Origin of the sequence: Devosia salina (genome assembly GCF_019504385.1) — a bacterium.
GTDB lineage: Bacteria > Pseudomonadota > Alphaproteobacteria > Rhizobiales > Devosiaceae > Devosia > Devosia salina.
In genome coordinates this window covers 2,110,306-2,129,024 of sequence record NZ_CP080590.1, presented here as the reverse complement: position 1 = coordinate 2,129,024, position 18,719 = coordinate 2,110,306, and the positions used below count along the sequence as shown (strand labels likewise).

At 60.9% G+C, this 18,719-nt stretch carries 16 protein-coding genes and 1 pseudogene; 10 read left to right on the top strand and 7 right to left on the bottom strand.

Features of this window, described 5'->3' with window-relative positions:
• The 3 genes from K1X15_RS10275 to K1X15_RS10265 all read right to left on the bottom strand — a co-directional run bounded on the left by K1X15_RS10275 (position 1) and on the right by K1X15_RS10265 (position 3,425).
• Positions 1 to 906 carry an ABC transporter permease gene (locus K1X15_RS10275; protein ID WP_220307339.1) on the bottom strand — a complete coding sequence of 302 codons (906 nt, stop codon included), beginning with the start codon at positions 904 to 906 and terminating at the stop codon, positions 1 to 3.
• Entirely contained in the window at positions 903 to 1,820 is a 918-nt protein-coding gene (locus K1X15_RS10270) for an ABC transporter permease (protein WP_220307338.1), read from the bottom strand. The genes K1X15_RS10275 and K1X15_RS10270 overlap by 4 nt, the downstream gene beginning before the upstream one ends.
• Before the next feature lie 63 nt (positions 1,821 to 1,883).
• Positions 1,884 to 3,425 carry an ABC transporter substrate-binding protein gene (locus K1X15_RS10265; protein WP_220307337.1) on the bottom strand — a complete coding sequence of 514 codons (1,542 nt, stop codon included), beginning with the start codon at positions 3,423 to 3,425 and terminating at the stop codon, positions 1,884 to 1,886.
• Between the two features lie 195 nt (positions 3,426 to 3,620).
• On the opposite strand from K1X15_RS10265, the pseudogene K1X15_RS21245 reads away from it, so the two are divergent.
• From K1X15_RS21245 to K1X15_RS10250, 4 genes and pseudogenes are all read left to right on the top strand, one after another.
• A pseudogene (locus tag K1X15_RS21245) lies at positions 3,621 to 3,713 on the top strand (integrase); the annotation flags it as partial.
• 515 nt (positions 3,714 to 4,228) lie between these two features.
• Positions 4,229 to 4,849, top strand: a complete 621-nt coding sequence (locus K1X15_RS21600) for an SH3 domain-containing protein (RefSeq protein WP_420828370.1) — start codon at positions 4,229 to 4,231, stop codon at positions 4,847 to 4,849.
• Positions 4,850 to 5,389: 540 nt separating this feature from the next.
• Positions 5,390 to 5,740, top strand: a complete 351-nt coding sequence (locus K1X15_RS10255) for a helix-turn-helix domain-containing protein (RefSeq protein WP_220307335.1) — start codon at positions 5,390 to 5,392, stop codon at positions 5,738 to 5,740.
• Entirely contained in the window at positions 5,737 to 7,044 is a 1,308-nt protein-coding gene (locus K1X15_RS10250; protein WP_220307334.1) for a type II toxin-antitoxin system HipA family toxin, read from the top strand. Before K1X15_RS10255 ends, K1X15_RS10250 begins: the two co-directional genes overlap by 4 nt.
• Before the next feature lie 277 nt (positions 7,045 to 7,321).
• On the opposite strand, the gene K1X15_RS10245 is transcribed toward K1X15_RS10250, so the two are convergent.
• Positions 7,322 to 9,028 carry a winged helix-turn-helix domain-containing protein gene (locus K1X15_RS10245; protein WP_220307333.1) on the bottom strand — a complete coding sequence of 569 codons (1,707 nt, stop codon included), beginning with the start codon at positions 9,026 to 9,028 and terminating at the stop codon, positions 7,322 to 7,324.
• A gap of 917 nt (positions 9,029 to 9,945) precedes the next feature.
• Positions 9,946 to 11,634, bottom strand: a complete 1,689-nt coding sequence (locus tag K1X15_RS10240) for a sensor histidine kinase (protein WP_220307332.1) — start codon at positions 11,632 to 11,634, stop codon at positions 9,946 to 9,948.
• 132 nt (positions 11,635 to 11,766) lie between these two features.
• Between K1X15_RS10240 and K1X15_RS10235 the strand changes: the two genes are divergently transcribed.
• The 3 genes from K1X15_RS10235 (at position 11,767) to K1X15_RS10225 (ending at position 13,194) form a co-directional block, all read left to right on the top strand.
• Positions 11,767 to 12,120, top strand: coding sequence for a response regulator transcription factor (locus K1X15_RS10235; RefSeq protein WP_220307331.1), 354 nt, complete (start codon positions 11,767 to 11,769; stop codon positions 12,118 to 12,120).
• A 193-nt stretch (positions 12,121 to 12,313) separates the two neighbouring features.
• A complete protein-coding gene (locus K1X15_RS10230; protein ID WP_220307330.1) occupies positions 12,314 to 12,532 on the top strand; it encodes a hypothetical protein in 219 nt (72 codons plus the stop codon).
• A 278-nt stretch (positions 12,533 to 12,810) separates the two neighbouring features.
• Positions 12,811 to 13,194: a hypothetical protein gene (locus K1X15_RS10225; protein ID WP_220307329.1), complete on the top strand. Its 384-nt coding sequence runs from the start codon at positions 12,811 to 12,813 to the stop codon at positions 13,192 to 13,194.
• Between the two features lie 469 nt (positions 13,195 to 13,663).
• On the opposite strand, the gene K1X15_RS10220 is transcribed toward K1X15_RS10225, so the two are convergent.
• Positions 13,664 to 14,626 carry a hypothetical protein gene (locus tag K1X15_RS10220; protein WP_220307328.1) on the bottom strand — a complete coding sequence of 321 codons (963 nt, stop codon included), beginning with the start codon at positions 14,624 to 14,626 and terminating at the stop codon, positions 13,664 to 13,666.
• Between the two features lie 187 nt (positions 14,627 to 14,813).
• On the opposite strand from K1X15_RS10220, the gene K1X15_RS10215 reads away from it, so the two are divergent.
• The 3 genes from K1X15_RS10215 to K1X15_RS10205 all read left to right on the top strand — a co-directional run bounded on the left by K1X15_RS10215 (position 14,814) and on the right by K1X15_RS10205 (position 17,831).
• Complete coding sequence (locus K1X15_RS10215) at positions 14,814 to 15,401, top strand: nitroreductase family protein (protein ID WP_220307327.1); 588 nt, start codon at positions 14,814 to 14,816, stop codon at positions 15,399 to 15,401.
• A gap of 60 nt (positions 15,402 to 15,461) precedes the next feature.
• Positions 15,462 to 16,268, top strand: coding sequence for a lysozyme family protein (locus tag K1X15_RS10210; protein WP_220307326.1), 807 nt, complete (start codon positions 15,462 to 15,464; stop codon positions 16,266 to 16,268).
• Positions 16,269 to 16,625: 357 nt separating this feature from the next.
• Complete coding sequence (locus tag K1X15_RS10205) at positions 16,626 to 17,831, top strand: DUF2336 domain-containing protein (protein WP_220307325.1); 1,206 nt, start codon at positions 16,626 to 16,628, stop codon at positions 17,829 to 17,831.
• A gap of 57 nt (positions 17,832 to 17,888) precedes the next feature.
• On the opposite strand, the gene K1X15_RS10200 is transcribed toward K1X15_RS10205, so the two are convergent.
• Positions 17,889 to 18,650, bottom strand: coding sequence for an NAD kinase (locus K1X15_RS10200; protein WP_220307324.1), 762 nt, complete (start codon positions 18,648 to 18,650; stop codon positions 17,889 to 17,891).
• Positions 18,651 to 18,719: the final 69 nt, after the last annotated feature.

The following is an 18,719-nucleotide window of genomic DNA, read 5'->3' as shown; positions in this document are numbered from 1 at the left end:
TCAGTTCCTTCCCTGGGGGGAGGTGACATCGCGCAGCCCGTCACCGAGCAGGTTGGCGCCAATGACCAACAGGAACAGCATCAGGCCCGGGAACAGCACGAGGCTGGGGCGGTAGAACAGGGCCTGCTTGCCCTCGGCAATCATCAGGCCCCAGGAGGGCGTGGGCGGCTGGATGCCCACGCCGAGGAAGGAGAGCGAGGACTCCGCCAGGATGGAAATGCCCAATTCGAAGGTGAAGATGACGATGATCTGGCTCGACACATTGGGGAGGATCTCACTGCGCAGCACCTGCCAGCGGCTGGCGCCCATGGCCTGGGCTGCTGCCACGAAATCCTGTGACTTGAGCCGTTGCGTCGCCGAGCGGGTGACCACCAGGTAATAGGTCCAGTGAAGCACGCCGATAATGCCGATCACCACCCACACCGACGGCCCGATGATGAAGACCAGCGCCATGGCCAGCAGTAGGCCGGGCAGTGCCAGTTGGGCAGTGAGCGCAAAGCTCACGACCGTATCCACCCAGTCGCCGAAATAGCCGGCGCAGATGCCCAGCGTCACCCCAATGAGGAGGCCCACACTTGCCGCCCCGAAGCCGATAATCAGCGAAACCTGGGTGCCGTAGATCAGTCGGCTGAGATAGTCGCGTCCGACCTGGTCGGTGCCCAGCAAATGGTCCCAGCTGCCGCCCGTCTCCCAGGCCGGCGGCAGCAGCCGCTTGGCGAGGGACTGGGCATAGGGATCGTGCGGGGCCAGCAGCGGCGCGAAAAGCGCGACAATGATCAGCACGCCGACAATGGCGGCACCGATGATAAGTCCCTTGTGAGCAAGGGCGCGGCGCAGCAGCAGGCTGCGGGGAGATGGGGCGAGGACTTCCTCGCCCAATAGGGTGGGTCGGGTCTGAACATTCATCCGATGCGGATCCTTGGGTCCAGGGCTGCATTGAGGAGGTCAGCCAGGAGGTTCATCACCACGAAGGTGATGGCGAAGATGAAGATGAGCATCTGCACGGTCGGGATATCCGATCCCAGGATCGACTGCAGGGCGAGCCGGCCGAGGCCGTTGATGGCAAAGACCGTTTCGATGATCACCGAACCGCCGAGCTTGTTGCCAAGCTGGACCGCGAGGACGCTCACAACTGGGAGCAGGGCGTTGCGCATGGCGTGGCGCCGGAGCAGGGCAAAGCCGCGATAGCCCTTGGACCGGGCGGTGCGGATATAGTCGGACTCCATCACCTCGATCAGTCCCGTGCGGGTGAGCCGCATCACGGCGGGCACCGAGCTGGCGCCCAGGACGAGCGCCGGGAGCACGAAATGCTGCCAGGTGCTGTCGCCCGAAATGGGCAGGATCGGCACCATCACCCCAAAGAGAATGATCAGCAGCAGGCCGAGCCAGAAATTGGGCATGGCCTGGGCCGAAACGGCGAAGGTCAAGGCGAATCGGTCGGCCCAGCTATTGGGATTGAGGGCGGCCACGGCGCCCAGCGGGATGGCAATGAGGATGGTGACCAACAGCGATGACAGCGCCAGCGCGATGGTGACAGGCGCCCGTTCCAACACCAATTGGCTGACGGCCTTGTTCCAGTAGTAGCTCTCGCCGAAATCACCCTGCGCGACACCGCCGAGCCAGTCAAAGTAGCGAACCAGGACCGGGCGATCCAGGCCATAGGCGAGGCGTATGCGCTCGACCACTTCGGGCGTCGCGTCTTCGCCGGCAATGGCCGAGGCCGGGTCGGTGGCGAAATTGAGCAGCATGAAGGTGGCGAAGGACACCACCAGGGCAACGGCCAGAGCCAGGGCTCCGCGCTGGACAATATATCTGAACATGGCAGCGATCCGATCTGTGACCGGCGCGACAACGTCCGCGCCGGTCCTTGAGGCGTTTGCCGATTACTTCCAGCTTGCCTGATAAAGCCGTGGCAGGCCATCGGCGCTGAGCGGGAAGTCCAGATCCGGGCTGACCAGATAGTTGACCGAATAGGTCACCAACGGCACCCAATAGGCTTGGTCAGCGATGATGTTGAGCGCTTCGGTGTAGATGGCCAGGCGCTCGTCCTGATCGCTGGTTTCCTCGGCGGCCTGGATCAGCCGCGACACTTCCGCATCACCCGACAGGTTGCGATCGGTCGTTTCGTTGAAGTGGATCGAGGCGATGGCCGCCGTGTCGGCGGTGCCGCCCGAACCCCAGGTGCCAATATAGGCCGGAATATCCTGGCTGGCGCGGGCCTGGTTGAGCGATTCAAGCTGCACATAGCGCAGGTTGACATTGATGCCGGCAAGGCCGAGGTCGGCCGCCACCGCTTCGGCCATGGGCCGCTCGCGATAGGCCCAGAGATCGAGCGGGAACCCGTCGGGATAGCCCGCTTCGGCGAGCAGCTCCTTGGCCCGCTCGGGGTTGTATTCATAATTGGCAATATCGGTGACACAGCCGAATTGTGCCGGGTGGCAGGGGGTATGGATCGCCTGAGCAGAACCGCCGATCAGGTATCGAGCAATATCGGCCTTGTTGACGGCATGGTTCATGGCCTGCCGCACCAGTGGATTGGTCAGCGGACCATCCGGGTCGGTATAGCCAGCCGCATCGAGCACGATGAAGGAGACGCGCAGGTCCGGCCCGGAGAGATGCTCGGCGGCCGGGGTCTCACCCATGCTCTGGGCCACGTCCAGCGGCACATTGTACATCCAGTCCACGCTTCCGCTCATCAGCTCGGCCTGTTGGGTGCCGATGTCGGGAATGGTGCGAATGACGATGGTCTTGATCGCCGGTTCACCCTTGGGGCTGTCGTCGTAATATTCATCAAAGCGCTCCAGGACCAGATCCTGGCCCGGCTCGAACGAGGCAACGCGATAGGGCCCGAGGCCGACTGGCTCCAGCGCAGCGGCATTGCGCACGACCTCGCCATTGACGTGATAGGTGTTTTCCGGTCGGATGCGCACGCGGCTGGCTAGGTCGCGAATGGCGAGCGGATAGTCGTTCTTGAGGTTGAAGCGCACCGTCAGTTCGTCGACGACATCGACGCCCGCAAGCCAGCTTTCATGGGTGGCGCCGGCATTGGATTCGCTGGCAGGGTCGATCATCCAGTTGTAGGTATAGGCCACGTCCGCCGCGGTCAGCTTCTTGCCGTTGTGGAAGGTGACATCGTCGCGCAGCGTGACCTCAATGGTGAGTTCGTCGAGATACTCGTAACCGCTGGCCAGGGCCGGCAGGAATTCATTGGTCTCCGGGTCGACGCTGAACAGCGTGTCGTCGATCAGGTCGGAGATGATGATGTATTCGCGCTTCGTCGTGTAATTGTAGTCTAGTTCGAGAATTTCCTCGGTGAAGGCGACCCGCATGGTGTCGTCGGCCTTGCCTGCGAGAGCGTGGGTCATCGGCGCGACACTGAGCAGGGCCGCGAGCGCAAGAGCGCGCAGTGGATAGGTCTTTGTCATGTTCTTCCTCCCTTTTGTTGAGCAGAGGGTGGCAGAGATACTTAGCTTCCAAAAGCGCAATTGATTTAACGATAGTTGCACAAATTCGAACTGAACCGTGCAATCTTCCGCCCAAAAGCAGACCTGGAATCCCAGGGTGCCAATCTTCACCGACGCGGTCAAAAATCAGAGCGTGCCGGGGAGGTCTACAGGTCCGTCCTCGGTCACACCAAGATCGAGAACACGGTCAGATATCTGGGCGTCGATGTTGAGGACGCTCTGGAACTGGCGGAGTCGACCGAAGTCTGATGATCAACTGCCACACCGCTGGTGAGGCCGCATCCGGTGACACCGCCGCGCGATTCCTCGGGCCCCCAAACCACCAAGCGGACAGTCAGCAAGTCAACGATCGCGGCGTTCGGACGGTGCGGTTCCGGACCAACGTCCAATTGCCCCTTTGCGGACACTAGGCCTCGGTGGAAAGCTCCTTAGAGCGGACACACGGGTACTCAGCCCTGGCGTCGCCATGGGAGGTCAACCCCATCACATCAGGGAGCCTGCCTCACACTCGGAGCAAGCCTAGTTGCCTATACTTTCGGGAATCGAAAAATGGCCGAAATGGGGGTCGGTTGCTGCCAGCCCTGCAGCACCGGCCGGTTTCGCGGTGATGCAAAGGGGGCCTTCTGGTCCGCCGGCATGAGCGGTCATTGCATCGATCCTCCTCCTTCGGGAAGGCATGTACCGATCAATTCTTGTTCCCGATCAATATGCCAACTGATTGCTTCTGCTAGTTTAAGGAGTTCAACTTTGCAGAGGACGCAAAAATGCGAGCGTTGACAAGACTGGTCCTCCTGGGCCTCGCGTTGGCCGGAGGAAGCTGGAGCACGTCATCGATGAGTGCCGAAGCCACTGCGAGTGTGAACGTACGCTCGGGTCCGGGCGTCCAATATCCCGTGTTGGATACCCTGAGCCCCGGCGAGACGGTAGACATAGACCATTGCGTGAACTCAGGATGGTGCTACGTGCTGAAAAGCGGTCCGGACGGCTGGGTTTCGGGCAGGTATCTCACCAATGAAGATGCTTTGACTAGCGGTACCGCGCCTCGACCCGACGTAAGTCTTAGCTTCTCGATCGAGGGCTTTAGTTTCTCGTTCGGGGACGGGGGGTTCTCAATTGATCCCGCGCCTAGCAGCAGCACTGCCCGGGTATGCTTCTATGAGGACGTGAATTTCCGCGGCGACGGCTTCTGCCTGCGTCCCGGGCAAAACCTGCGTTCACTGGGAGATTGGAACGACGAGATCTCCTCAATTGATGTGAGGGCGGGCGCAGAGGCGCTGGTCTGTGAGCACGTTCGGTACGCTGGCCGCTGCGTTTTAGTATCTCGCGACATTCGAGACCTCGGGCGACGTGGCAACGACCAAATCTCCTCCATCAAGGTGCGCTAACGTTCTTTGAGCAAGCGGAACGCCATCCGGCCGGGTGAGGCACACTTCAAAAAGGAAGCCCCCGGCCAGTGATGCTGGCGTGTTGTACGCCAGTTAGCGATCGATGACTTTGCAGATCAACGGTCACGACCAGATCGATTGCGTCCGCATTTTGATAGCCTGTTACCGAAGCGGCAAGGCCATTTTCGGGCCTTTTTGTCATTGGCGTCATGCGGCGCCTGACGGGGGCCGCACGGGACGGAAGTTGCACAAGGCCGGATACTGGGCCCGCGGATCAGCCATTCATTGCAGATTGCGTCAGCAAAGCCGTCGCGCTGATGACCCGAGGTCCGTACCCCGGACTGCAGCGACATTCCGTCGAGCCAGTTTCGTAGAGCACTGCTATTAGTGCCTCACATGTAAGTCGTTATAAGGCCATTAATTGACAATGACTTTCATACGAGGCGTTATCCGAGTCGTTGTTGACAATCTGATAGTGCCTCGTATATTGAACTGTAGTTTGCGTCTAAGGTTACAATGAGCACTATATGAGGCACTAAAATGGTTGGAGATCAGCCAATCCGCCATCAGTTGAGCCGGATCGGTAAGCGGATCGCAGGGATACGTCTGTCCCGCAACCTGACCCAAGAGCAACTCGGCGACCTCTCCGGTAGCTCGAGAAATACCATCCGGCGCCTCGAGGCGGGCGAGGTGGTGTCATTGGAGACATTCCTACGCGTATTGGCCGCGCTCGATCTCGAAACGGATATCGGCGCCATGTTGCCGGATCCGAGCGTGCGGCCCGTGGATCGCGTTCGCCTGCAGGGCAAAGAGCGCCAGCGCGCTCGTCCCAAAGAGGACGCTCAGCCGAAGGCGTCCGAATGGGCATGGGGCGAGGAGAGTGACGCGTGAGCGACGCAACTGTTCGCCTGTGGGGGCGTGACATCGGCGCTGTCAGCTGGTTGGAAGATCGGCAGATTGCAGTCTTCCAGTATATGCCGGAGTTCTTGGGCAGCGGCATCGAGCTCTCGCCGATTGCCATGCCCTTGCGCAGGGACCCCTACGAGTTCCCCGCTCTGGCCAAGGATGCCTTCAAGGGCCTGCCCGGCATGCTCGCAGACTCCTTGCCCGACAAGTTCGGCAACGCATTGATCGATGCCTGGCTGGCGGCCCGGGGGCGAACGGCCGACAGCTTCAATCCCGTGGAACGCCTTTGCTATATCGGGACGCGTGGCATGGGTGCGCTTGAATTTCATCCCAGCGTTTTCAAGGCCGCCAACCGATCGCACCGGATGGAGATAGAAGATCTCGTCGATCTTGCGAACCAGGTCCTCAATTCGCGCGAAGAGCTTGGCGGCGTCCTGGCGGGCGGGGACGGCGACCGCGAAACCCTTGAGGAGATCCTGCGCGTCGGCACGTCCGCCGGCGGGGCGCGGGCCAAGGCCATCCTCGCCTGGAACGAGCAGACCGGGGAGTTCCGCTCCGGGCAGGTCAGCGCCGAGGCGGGGTTCACTTACTGGCTGGTGAAGTTCGACGGTATCACCGCCAACAGGGACAAGGAACTTGCGGACCCACAGGGCTACGGTCAGGTGGAATACGCCTTCTATCTGATGGCTCGCGACGCCGGCATCGACATGACGGAATGCCGACTTCACCTCGAAGGCGGCCGGGCCCACTTCATGACCCGCCGGTTCGATCGCACCGCAAAAGGAGAGAAACTGCATATGCAGTCTCTGGCCGCCCTGCGCCATTTCGATTTCAACGCGGCCGGAGCTTACTCCTACGAGCAGGCAGTCGAAACAATCCGCCTGCTCGGTCTGTCGTCCCTCGATATCGAGCAGCAGTTTCGGCGCGCCGTATTCAACATCATGGTGCGCAACCAGGATGACCACGTCAAAAACATCGCCTTTCTCATGAACCGGAGCGGCGAATGGCGCCTCTCTCCCGCTTTCGACGTCAGCTATGCCTACAATCCGCGCGGGGCCTGGACCAACCGGCACCAGATGACGCTCAACGGCAAGCGCGACCTGTTCGAACAGGACGACCTGTTCGCATTCGGGCGGTTCTGTGACCTGAAAACGAAGGCGATCAAGACCATTATCGGGGAGATGCACGAAAAGGTCGCTTCCTGGCAAAGCTATGCCGAGCGGGCAGGTGTTCCCGAGCCGATGGCCGGCGCGATCGGGAAGACGATGAGAACCGGCATGTCCGTCTAGACCAGCGACCCCATGACGGCGGCTGGACAGATGTCCGATAACGCCTCTTGAGCGACGCCGGACGAGTGTGAGGGGCAGGGCGCCAGTGCCCTCTAGACGGCCGCGCAAAACCATATCGCCTCGGCCCATATGCAGGCCGACTGTAGCTCTCAAGCGCTGCGGCAGCCCGACCGTGGCAAGCGGCAGGTCAAAACTACTCCCAGACCGCGGTCGCGCAGCCGGCGCACCAGGTTCTTGACCTGGCCGATCGAGAGCGGATCAAATATCAACTCCCTCCTCAGGAGAAGCCGGCGTGGTCTTCGGTAGCGCGCCGAAACAGATCCGCCGCTGCAAGCCATAACAAGGTAAAAAGACCGGTCGCAACGATCAGGCGCAGGATGGCGGGAGCCTGGATTGTTCCCGTCCCTACCACCAGGGCGACTGCGCCCACAGCGATTTGGCCTGCCGCCAGGACCAACAATGCCCGCACCATGCCCTTGGGCGTAAACCGGGCATGGGCTGCAACCAGCGCGCCCCCGCCCAGCATGGCGAAATAGAGAAGATTCAAGCTGTTGGTCTCGCTGCCGATAATGCCAACTGCCAAACTCACCCAGATCAGAAGGAAGCTGGTTCCTAGCGCCATCACCAGCCCCGCGCGGTAGAAGAAGTTGGCGCTCCATGTGAGCGCGACTTCAAACGTCAATCCCAAGCCCACCAACATGGCAGCGAGCCAAATGAAGTCCTCCGCGCCCCAGTTCATTTCTTGGGAAAACTGCAGGGCCAGGAACGGCAGCAGCAGCAACAGCGCCGCTGCCAGCCAGCGGGCAATCCGCCACCGGTGTCGTCCAAGCCAGCTTGTCTGCATATCGTTTGCCAAGATAATCCTCCATGAAACCCTATGCGGCAGGCCTACCGCGCGTGCGGCGGCGCCTGCATGATGGACAGGTGAGGGTTTCGTGAAATGGCTGCATTTATTGAGGACGCACAGCCCGGTCGCAATACCGGCGCCGAATATCATGCCTTCTACCGCGGCAAGCACAAGTTCGGTCGGGGGCGGCAGGCGGGCGAGCGGCACGAAGGAGCGCAGCCGGCCCAGAGACAGGTCTGAGGCGAGGAGTGCGGCCGCGAGATCATCGAGAGTGCCCGCCATCATCTGGCCCCCGCCAGAAACAACCAACACCGACGCCAGGGCACAGGCCAGTGCCGTGCGGCCAACTTGACGGTCAGGCGACCCGCCGAAGCTTAGTGCCAGACCGATGGCGCCACCCAATGCGGCCCCCTCCCATGCACCGGTTAGCCTATCCGGTACCACGCCCAGAACCAGCGCGAAGGCGTCATTTCCAATGAGGTTCGCGAGCCCACCCACCACAAGGCCGCCCGCGGTCGCGCCCGTCACCGCCTGCCATCTACGGCAGTCTCTGCTACCAAGCGCCAGCCCGAGGCTGACAAACAGGGCCCCCAGCGCCCCGACAAGCATGCAAAGCGCGACCACTGCAATAAGGACCAGCACAGCCCCGGTCGCAGGTGTGTTCCGCGCAAGGGCGACGGCGTAGCCGTAGATCAGCCCACCCGCCAGACCCGCGCCTGCCCCGCCCGCCATTCCCGACAATGACGTCCTCAGCGCCAGCGGCAGGCCTTGTGGCGCCTGAGGTCGCTGTTGGGGCACCTCAGCATCGCCGCTCCTGGCCTCGAAATCTGAGACCGGAGCTATGAAGCGATAGCCATGCTTGGGAACGGTCTCGATGAAGCGCGGCTGGCGGACATCATCGCCCAGCACGCGCCGAAGTGTCTTTATGCACTGGGTCAGCGCTTCGTCGCCAACCACAACATCGCCCCACACCGTTTCAAAGAAGTGGTCCTTGGTGATCAATTGTCCGTGTTTGCTCAGCAGCAACACCAGCACGTCGAAATAGCGTGAATTGAGACTGACCACGCTGCCGCCATGCCGCAGCTGGCGTTGGTCAAGGTCGATCACAAACTGCTCAAATCTGAAGGTCTGAACCATCAGGAGCCCCATTTTACGCCAACGGTGATCATCGATCCCGCCGCAAAATCGCCGGGAGGACTTAGAGTTACCAGTACCTTCTGCACCCTGTCATTGCGAATGCCCACCTTTTTGACCTCGACTTGCCGCAAGAGAGTGAGGGGCAGCTTGCACATGCCGCTCCGTCTGAAGAAGCTGCACCGATCGAGGAGACCGCACGCCGAGCAAGCCGCTCCTGTCGAGGAAGCAGCCCCGAAGGCACCAAGGCAAAGAAGCCGCTCTGCCCGCCCGAGCTGATGGTGGATGGCATCTGTCCGCCGAAGGGGCAACGGAAGAGATCGCACAGTAGGACGCGCGGTCGTCTCGTGCCTTTGGGAGGGGTGCTGCGAGACCCCTTTCTTGCTCAATGTGTCCTTGCGGCCCCACGGGCGAAATGTGCGCAGTGCAGACGGCTGTCCTGTCACTGTTTTGGACCGGACCGAGGGCGCGGCCGGACCGCTGCATCGCATTCGTTCGAATGATGTCATCGGCCGCGGTCCCCGCCGCCACGTCGCCAACCTAGACTGCACGACATGCCGATGTAGCGTGGGCGTCGAGATCCGGCAGGATCTTGTCGCGTCATGTGGGGGGCGATGCTGCCTTGTGGGGCAGGGGCTCTGACCCGGCACGCTCACGGATCTTTGCCGCTTCCCGCTCCATCAGCGGCTTCAGCCCCTCCACAATACCTTCCGTGGTCTCGACGCTGCTTTTCCATCCGATGGGGCGCCGCGGCAAAGGGGTCCCTCAAGAGCCTCGGCGATCACTGGGTAGGCGGATCGCCACTGCGGCGTATAGATGAGGGCTTTTGGCATGGCAATGTCGCGGAGAACCTCGCCCAACGTCCCTTGTAGCATGCGGAGTATTTTCTCGATCTAGTGCCGGAGGGCAAGTTCGGTCTGTCAAGACCTGGCTACGGTCTCCGGACTGACCACGCGATCTAGCGGGCAATCGAGTATATATTCCAGCCCATCTTCATGAAAGGCGAGGTCAACGTTGCCAAAGGTCTCCGCGGCGAGCACGCGCTTCACCATCATCGTGCCGAACCCGGCATGATCAGGATTCTGCACCCGCGGCCCATGGCGTTCGCGCCAGATCAACCTGAACCGGTCTGCTTCCTGGGACCAAGAAAGGTGGATCTGGCCCCCCGGGACGCTCAATGCGCCATATTTGACGGCGTTGGTCGCCAGTTCGTAAAGGGCCATTGACAGAGCCATGCTCACCTTCGGGGAAACCCGCATCGCCGGTCCCGCAAATTTGATGCGCTCCACATTCGCACCCACGAATGGTTTGAGCGACGTCGCCGCAATCTCGGCGATGTCGCCTGCCTCCCCCTCGCGCGCCAGAAGCGAGGTATTGGCGCGCACTATGGCAGCGATGCGGCCTTCGAAAGCTCGAACCTCGGGGAGATCGGCGGTGCCGGTGAAGGTCTGTTTGGCGATCACCTGGATGACTGCCAGAAGGTTCTTGACCCGGTGCTGAACCTCTCTCGCATTGAGGTCGCGTTGCTCTTCAGCCAGCGCCTGGCCTTGTTCCCGATCGTCAAGTTCGTCGAACAAGAGATCGATGGAGCTGCCGATGCGGCCGAACTCGGTGCCGTCGTCTTCATAGTTCGTCCGGGCACTCTTGTCGCCTGTGCGCCTTGCCCAGACAGCCTTACTCAGGCGCTCGACAGGTTGCTCGACCCACCGACGACCAACCGACCAAGCCAGAAGGACCGCGAGCGTCGCCCCCAGACACGCCACCAGGGTGTTCAATAGCGCCGCACGATCGAGCGGGGCCAACACCTGGTTCTCTTCCAACCCGAAGAATACCGCTATCGGGGGAGCACCAGTCACGGGCCGATACCCGACGATCAGCATGGTGCCATTCCCTCCCGGTGCGCGCGTCGTCGCCGGTTCACTTTCCTGCGCCAGCGCTGCGAGGGCTTCCGGGAGGCGGTCGCCCGGCTTCAGAGCCCCTGTCGGAAGCCGAAACAGCACGGTACCCTCGCGGTCTGCCACGATGGTTGCTCCGGTCGTTCCCGGCACCGCACTCTCGACCAAGCGTTCCAGCTCGGTCAAAATTACGTTGAGATAAATGTATCTGGTCTCACTCCCCGAGAGGCTCGGCACCGCCATTGCCATGGGCAAGGCCGCGCCCCCTGGTGTTGGCGTGTAGGTTCCGACCTGCAGTCCCTCTGCCGTCGCGGCGTTCATGAGCTTGTCTATTCCCGCCGCCACCGCTGGCAGACTAGAAGCGCCTGAATGGCAGAGTATGGTTCCCCGCGTGTTGGCTATTGCCAGGTCTACTAAAGAGGGTATGTCCAGCCGAATGCCAGTCAGATACTGCTCGCAGTCATCGGGATCCTGCAGTTCGCTGGAGTGGCGCATTCCGATCATGAGGGTCGCCGCGCCGGTCATTCCGCGGATCACTTCGCCAAGCACGATTTCGGTCATGCGTAAGGAATAAGCTTCGGCGTCCGCTATGCTTTGCGAGCGGGTGTTGAACTGATCGATCAAAATGATCGCGAAGGCCGGAAGCAGGCCCAGAACCGCAAGCACCAGCAAGCGCAGCCGAAGGTTGAGATGCGTTGCCCGCCGGTCTGCCAAGGAAGGGTTCTCCGAGAAATTCGACGTACTCTTGCGTCGAGAACACAGGGTCGAGCACCCGTTTGTTGTTTAAATGGATCCTATCGGCCTTTGGTTGCGTTGTCCCCCCTGCGACAGGAACATCAACCGCAAATGACCAGAGTATTGTATGTTGAGGACGAGGCCCTGCTCGCGATCTCCATGGAAACCGTGTTGTTGGACGCCGGCTACATCGTCGCGCTCGCCCATGATGGAGAAGAGGGAGTTGCCCGAGCGGTCAGCTTCTTACCTGAGGTCATCGTCACCGATTACATGATGCCTCGGATGGACGGCCCCTCTATGCTGAAGGAACTTGAGAGCCGGGGTCTCAAGGTACCGGTGGTTCTCACCACCGCAGTCCCCGAACAGGATATCACAGACGATGTCCGCAGCCAGTTTGACGTCTATTTGCCGAAACCGTTCAGCGAGCGAGACCTTCTTGCCGCGGTGAATGGCCTATTGGCGTAGCCACCGCCGAACTGACCCGTGCGAACGCAGAGGCCGCAACGAAGCAGAGCGGCTATTAGCCCAGCTTGTGAGGGTGATGTACGGTGTCGGGAGGCTGGATAGACGTGTTCAAGGCGCGATGGCGCCACTACGTGTCAACTGAGTGGAAGCTTTGCGGAAGCCTGTGAGACGCGAGGGGCCAGGAGGATAAGAATTGACGGAGTTCCGCATTATCGACCTGCGTACCGGCATAATCGAGCCCGAGGTCACAGTTAAGTCAATATCCCCAGAAAAAGCGGCGGAGGAAGCGCTGGGCGTGCAAGTGGTCCGCTCAGGCAAGCCAAAACATTTGGTCTGTCGCATCTACTGGACCACCAATGGCACGACGAACATGATCCGGTTCTACAGCCAGACCGCTCATCCGCATAGTTGATCCCGTCCAAAGTAAGCATCTGACACGCTCCTCCTTTTCAGGTGTGGGCTTCAGATGTGGGCTGACTATTACCGCTGAGAGCTACGCGACGCAGTCGCCACAGATGAGGCTGGTCAGCAAGAGACGGGAGCAGCGAAAGCGGAGATGAGAGGCGTTATCGGTTCGCTGGTTGGCGTCATTGAGTTTTGTGTGGTGGTTATAAAATCGCGTGTGGACAGTCTTGGCCCGCACCGGATAAATGTTAGTGTGGGCAGACTTCGCTTCAGTTGATAATGCGAGTGAGCAAATGGCTTGGCGCTGCCTCATTGGTGCTTTATAATTTACTTTTGTTGCAGGGAAGAATAGAGATGAATAGACTACTGGTTGCCATTGCTTGCGTGTTAGCCTGTACCGTCACACCTGCCGTTGCCCAAAAGAGCCCACACAATGAGGGCGACTACGTATGTCGCAACAAAGGGAACGTAACGGGGTCCTTCTCGATCACTGGGCCATCAACGTACGTCGACAGCAGCGGCAATCAGCGGTCATTTCAATATGACCCCGGACTTAATGTGCTGAACTTCGACGATGGAAGGCAGTACTTTGTTGGCAAGCCTGACTTGCTGATTCTCATCGAGAATGGCGGCTTCACCAAACATGGCTGTGCGCGACAAATCAGGTGATTTTATCGCCTAGTGGCGTCAGTGCGCTCTCAGGTCGACTGGGCGGCCGACCTATACCAGGTGAGCCTAGAGCTCCGAATTCTGCAACATGGCGTCGTTCGACTTGAAGCCTGGCGGTCTCGAAGTCAAAGTCACGCGCGGACACCAAAGGGGGCAAATTCGGGCTCCGCCTCAACGTCGCCCGGCTTAGTCGATTTGATGCCCTATCCGAATACAGGGCATCAGCGCGAAATGCAGTCGGGCGGGTTACCAGGTCCGATCCGAGTGGTTGTCGGCCTCGGGCTGCTGACGGCGTGGTAACCCAGGTCCCCCACGATCTCCGATGTCCTCGGACGGTCTTATTTGGCGGCGGCGGGTCGACTTCCCCGCCCCGCCGGCGGTAGGGAACCGCGCACTTTGTGGTGTGCCGATCGACGCGTCGACCGTCCACCTTTCTGCGTTGGATCAGAGGCGCGTGCGTCCTCCCGGCTCAGTAAACTGCCGTCAGGAGCTCAATCTCGCGTGGACTGCCTGGTTGAATCTGAATCTCTCGATTGAAGACCTCGTCTCCAAGTTTGGCCAGAACGAGGTAGTCACCCTCGGCGAGGACCGTCGAAGGAAATGCGCCCCGGTCGCTGAAAATAGTGGCGCCATCCGTCGTCTTTACTGTCCATTCAACATCGGCAATGGCCTCGCCCCCCTCTTCGGAAACGAGCTTGAAAGAGACCTCTGCGGCATGGTGGTACAGGGTCGCATCGGTCAACTGGCCGGGCTCGACCCGCAGATCGGCCCTAACGACGGCGTTTATGGTGCCGAAGCGCGAGACGATGTGATAGGTGCCGGCAGTCAGGGTGACGATTTCGTTCGGTGTCAGATTGTCTGCGACCAGTGCCCGACTGGATTCGTCGCCGCCTGTATAGATGTCGAAATTCAGCAGTGCCGGCGAAATCGGGATGTCCCCGGTGACGGCAGAATTCAGGCGCAGTGCGCCGGCATCGAGAACGACCTCGAGGCTGTTTTCGCCCGGAACGACCGACAGCGTTTCGGTGACCTGGGCCTGGCCGTAGGCAACGTGCACTACATAATCTCCCGGATTGAGTTCGACTGCTGCGGTGCCGCTATCGGACTTTGCGACCAGGGCCATCTCGCCGTTTTCATCGGGCGTGCTCTCGAAGATGCGCCAGATGAGTCCTTCGGGAATGGGGGGGCCGTCCTGGGTAATGCGTGCCGCGAGCGTCACGGGTTGGGGTATATCCGCCAAGGCGGCTATCGCCTCGGTGGCGGCTGTTTGTTCGGGTGTCGGCAGATCCGGAGTGGCGACGCGATCCGGCCTTGGGCGGGGCAGGGGTGGGATCTCCACACCGTCCTGGGCAAAGACGGCCGGCGTCACTGGCGCCGTGCCGATCCCCGCCAATAGGCATATCAGGATTGCAACAAGTCTGGCCGAACGCATGTACTCTCCCCGTCCCGGGCGTCTTTGTCACCGCCCGACTCCCATGGAGTCTAGGCCACGATTTGGGACAAGCTGTGTCACAGTCGGCGGGCATTTTGAACCGGCTCCTCGCCGTTCACGGAATTTTTCTGTTTTGGCTTGGTTCCTGACATGACCCCGGACTAAGAGGGGGGACGGAGGACCGCCCATGCCACAAAACCAGTCCGTCATCGACTATCTCCTGTCCCGCCGCTCCGTCGGTCCGGCATTCCTGCGAGAGCCTGGTCCAAGTGCCGAACAGCTCCGCACCATGCTGACCATTGCCACGCGAGTGCCCGACCACGGCAAAATGGCACCGTGGCGTCTGGTCATATTCGAGGGCGAAGCGCGTCTTGCGGCGGGAGAAGCCCTGGCGGCCATCGCGAGGCGGAACAATCCCGACCTCGACGAGGAGAGCCTGGATGTCGAGCGACAACGTTTCCTGCCAGCGCCACTGACGGTTGGAGTTGTCTCTGCGCCGCAGCCCAATCCCAAGGTACCCGAATTTGAACAACTGCTTTCGGCAGGCAATGTGGCGCTCAACCTCGTTCACGCTGCCCACGCAATGGGTTTTGCCGCATCCTGGATAACACGCTGGTTCACATTCGATCCTGAAGCGGCTGCGGTACTCGGAGCAGGACCGGGTCAGCGCTTTGTGGGCTTTGTCCATATAGGCAGCCCAATCATCGTGCCGGAGGAACGCCCGCGCCCTGACCTTGACGATGTGGTCCGACGTTGGCGCGCGGAGGGTAGTTAACAGGGCGTTAACGCGATCTGGTGCTAGAGTGGCAAAACCGATTCGAACTCGGATACCCCGATGGGCGTACAGCCGATCAGCATTTCACAAAGCCTTGCCAATGCGCTGACTGTGGCAGGAAACCGCAGTGGCGTCGATTTCGGCTATTTGCTGCAGACAGCAATGCGGGAAAGCAGCCTTGATCCGCAGGCGCGCGCGAGCACGTCGAGCGCAGTGGGATTGTTCCAGTTTCTCGAAGGCACCTGGCTACAGGTGATGAAAGAGGAGGGGCCACGCCTGGGGTACGGACAATATGCCGATCAGATCTCGCGGACGAGCGAAGGCGCGTACCGGGTTGCCGACCCCGCGAGCCGCGCTCAAATCCTTGCTTTGCGAGAAAACCCGGAAGTCGCCGCTGATCTGGCCGCTGCCTTCACCCGGTCCAATGGCGAATACCTCAAGTCGGCCTTCGGGCGAATGCCGAGTGCGGGCGAATTGTATATCGCGCATTTTCTGGGCGCGCAGGGCGCCGAGAAGATGTTCCGTGCCGGTCTTGAAAACCCCGAGCAGCTTGCGGTGAATCTTTTCCCCCGACAGGCCTCGGCCAACAGGGCGATCTTTTACGACCGAAATGGGCAGGCTCGTTCCATCCGGCAGGTTTACCAGGTGCTCGTGGCCAAGCACGAAGGCGGCGATCCCGCCTTCGCCGCGCAGCAATTGAGCGGGCAGGGCAATCCCGCCACCAGCGCTACGTCCGAACCGCCGCTGCCCTCGCGCTTTTCGCGCGAGAACATGTCTTTTACGGGACTTTTTAAGACGGAACCGGAAGCGGTCGACATGGACGAGCCGACCGGCGCCGCATTCTTCACCCAGCTCTATAACCAATAGGGCAATGGGCGCATTGCAACGGACCAGTTTCAGTCCGCGTTAAGAATTTGTCGGTCTAGTGAGCCACAAGCGTTGCGAACGCCAGGAGGACCAGCAATGGCACACCATCCCGTTGGAATTAGAGCCCACGAAAGCTTTGCGTTGCCACGCGGCATCATTGTGGCGTGCCTCGCTCTCTCTTCCTGGGCGCTGGCGATTGCTCTCTGGAACGCTTTGTCTGCCGGTTTTTCCTTCGTGGCTGGCCTCTGAGCGAACCTTTTGACCCCGATCAAGACCCGCGGTGGTCAAGGCCAATTTATGGTGAACCGTTCCTTAAAGATTGCCGCTTAGTCTAGCTCCGGTGGTGCGGAGTAAGTGATGATCGGTTACGCGGCGTTTTCAGAACTATCGCTGTCCAATGATAGTGATGAGCGTGGTCATGCCGCGCACCTGGCTGCCTTGGCCTATCTGGGACATGACGGATCCGCTGATGAACAGGCAGCGCTTTACGCCGCACTTATCGGCTTCCTCGACGACACCTCCGTCAAGGTAAGGGCGGCGCTCGCTTACGGTTTGCTTCATTCAGACAGGGCGCCCCGGCCGGTCATGCTGGCGCTGCTGCAGGATAGTGCGGTCATTTCACGCGCCGTGCTGCAGTATTCGCCCGTCCTGATAGACGCTGATCTCATGCCGGTTGTTGCCCAGGGGGAGGCGTCTGCCCTTGCCGCCATTTCGCAGCGCGCCCGGATCAGCCCGAGGCTGGTCTCGGCGCTGCTCGCTCGGGGGGAGCGTGGCCTTGTCCTTCGCGTTTTGCGGCGTCCCGAAGTCGCTGTATCCGCTTCATCACTGGAATCACTGTCTCACCATTGGGCAGACGATGCCGAGATGCGCGGCGCCTTACTCGACCGGGCCGATCTTCCCGGGACGGTACGCCTGGCTCTGGTGCGCAAGGTGGCCGCTAGCCTGAGTGCGTGCAGAATGGTTCGGGGAGCTCTGGCCCCTGAGCGACTTGAGCGGTTGGTGCGGGACGGCAGTGAGGGGGCCCTGACGGCCATCGGCGAGGCTGAAGCGCCAGACCGAAGGGCCGGGTTTGTAAGCCTTCTGGTTGCCGAGAACGAAATTCATACTCGGCTGCTGCTGCATGCGGTCGTCTCCGGGCGCGTTGTCTTTTTTGGTGCCTGCCTGGCTGGCCTGGCAGAAACCAGCGAACACAAGGTCTTCTCCCTGCTCGAGAGCGGCAGTTCAGCCGCCCTGAGCGCCCTATTCGACCGGTGTGGCATGCCTGGTGCGTGCGGACGGTTGCTGGTGCGCCTGGTGATGCTCGCACGTTCAACGGATCTGGCTGACGATGTCGCGGCCCGCCACTATGTTGTCACCACTCTGACAGAAGAGCTGATCACCGAATATGACGGGGAGATCCCCGAGGCCCTCGAGGAGGCTTTCTGCTACCTCAACGAGCAGAACATTGCCCTGGCTCGAATGGCGGCGCGCGGCGTGATGGCCAGTTTCGCGCGGACGGTGGAGTCGAGCCGCAGGCTGCCGCTTCCTGGCCCAGACGAACAAATGCAACTGTCCGTCGCCTGACCTGTTCGTGCTTCCAAGATCGATGCGGCGTGCGAGAGCGGGCGCGTGAGCACCAGATCAAAAACGGAACTGTTCGCTCAGGACGCGTTCTTCAAGGCTGGTGCCTGGATCAAATAGCAACGTCACGCCATGCGTCCGATCCTCCCGCACGGTAACCTCGAGGACGTTCTGAAATTCGACGTTGTCTGCGACCGCACTCACCGGCCTTTTGGCGGCTTCAAGCGTTACGAACCTGACCACAGCCCGGTTGGAGAGAATTGCTCCCCGCCACCGGCGCGGCCGGAAGGGGGAGATCGGTGTCAGAGCCAGAAGCGGTGCCTCGATGGGGAGGATCGGGCCGTGGGCGGAAAGGTTGTACGCCGTCGAGCCTGCAGGCGTTGCGAGCAGTGCACCGTCGCAGATTAACTCGTCCAGGCGCACCTCGTTGTCCACCAGGATCTGCAGCTTGGCCGCCTGGTAGGTCGATCGGAACAGCGACACCTCATTGATAGCCAACGCCGTCCGCTCACGCCCCGATACGTCTAGTACCTGCATGGACAGAGGATAGATGCGTGTGCGTTGGCTGGCCAGGAGCCGATCTGGCAGGTTCTCTTCGCTGAAATTGTTCATCATGAACCCGACCGAGCCGAAATTCATGCCATAGACGGGCTTTTCGGTGCCCATGACCTTGTGCAGCGTCTGCAGCATCAGCCCATCGCCACCGAGTGCCACGACGAAATCGGCTTCTTCCATGGGAGTGACGCCGTATCGATCGCGTAATCGGGCGGCCGCCTGCTCGGCGGCGTCCGTCTCGTTGGTGATGACGCAGATCTTGCTCATACGGCCGTTCCTTGCGGGCTGACGATCCCGCGCCGTGCCTATCACGGTGGCCGCCTGCTCGCCAGCAGG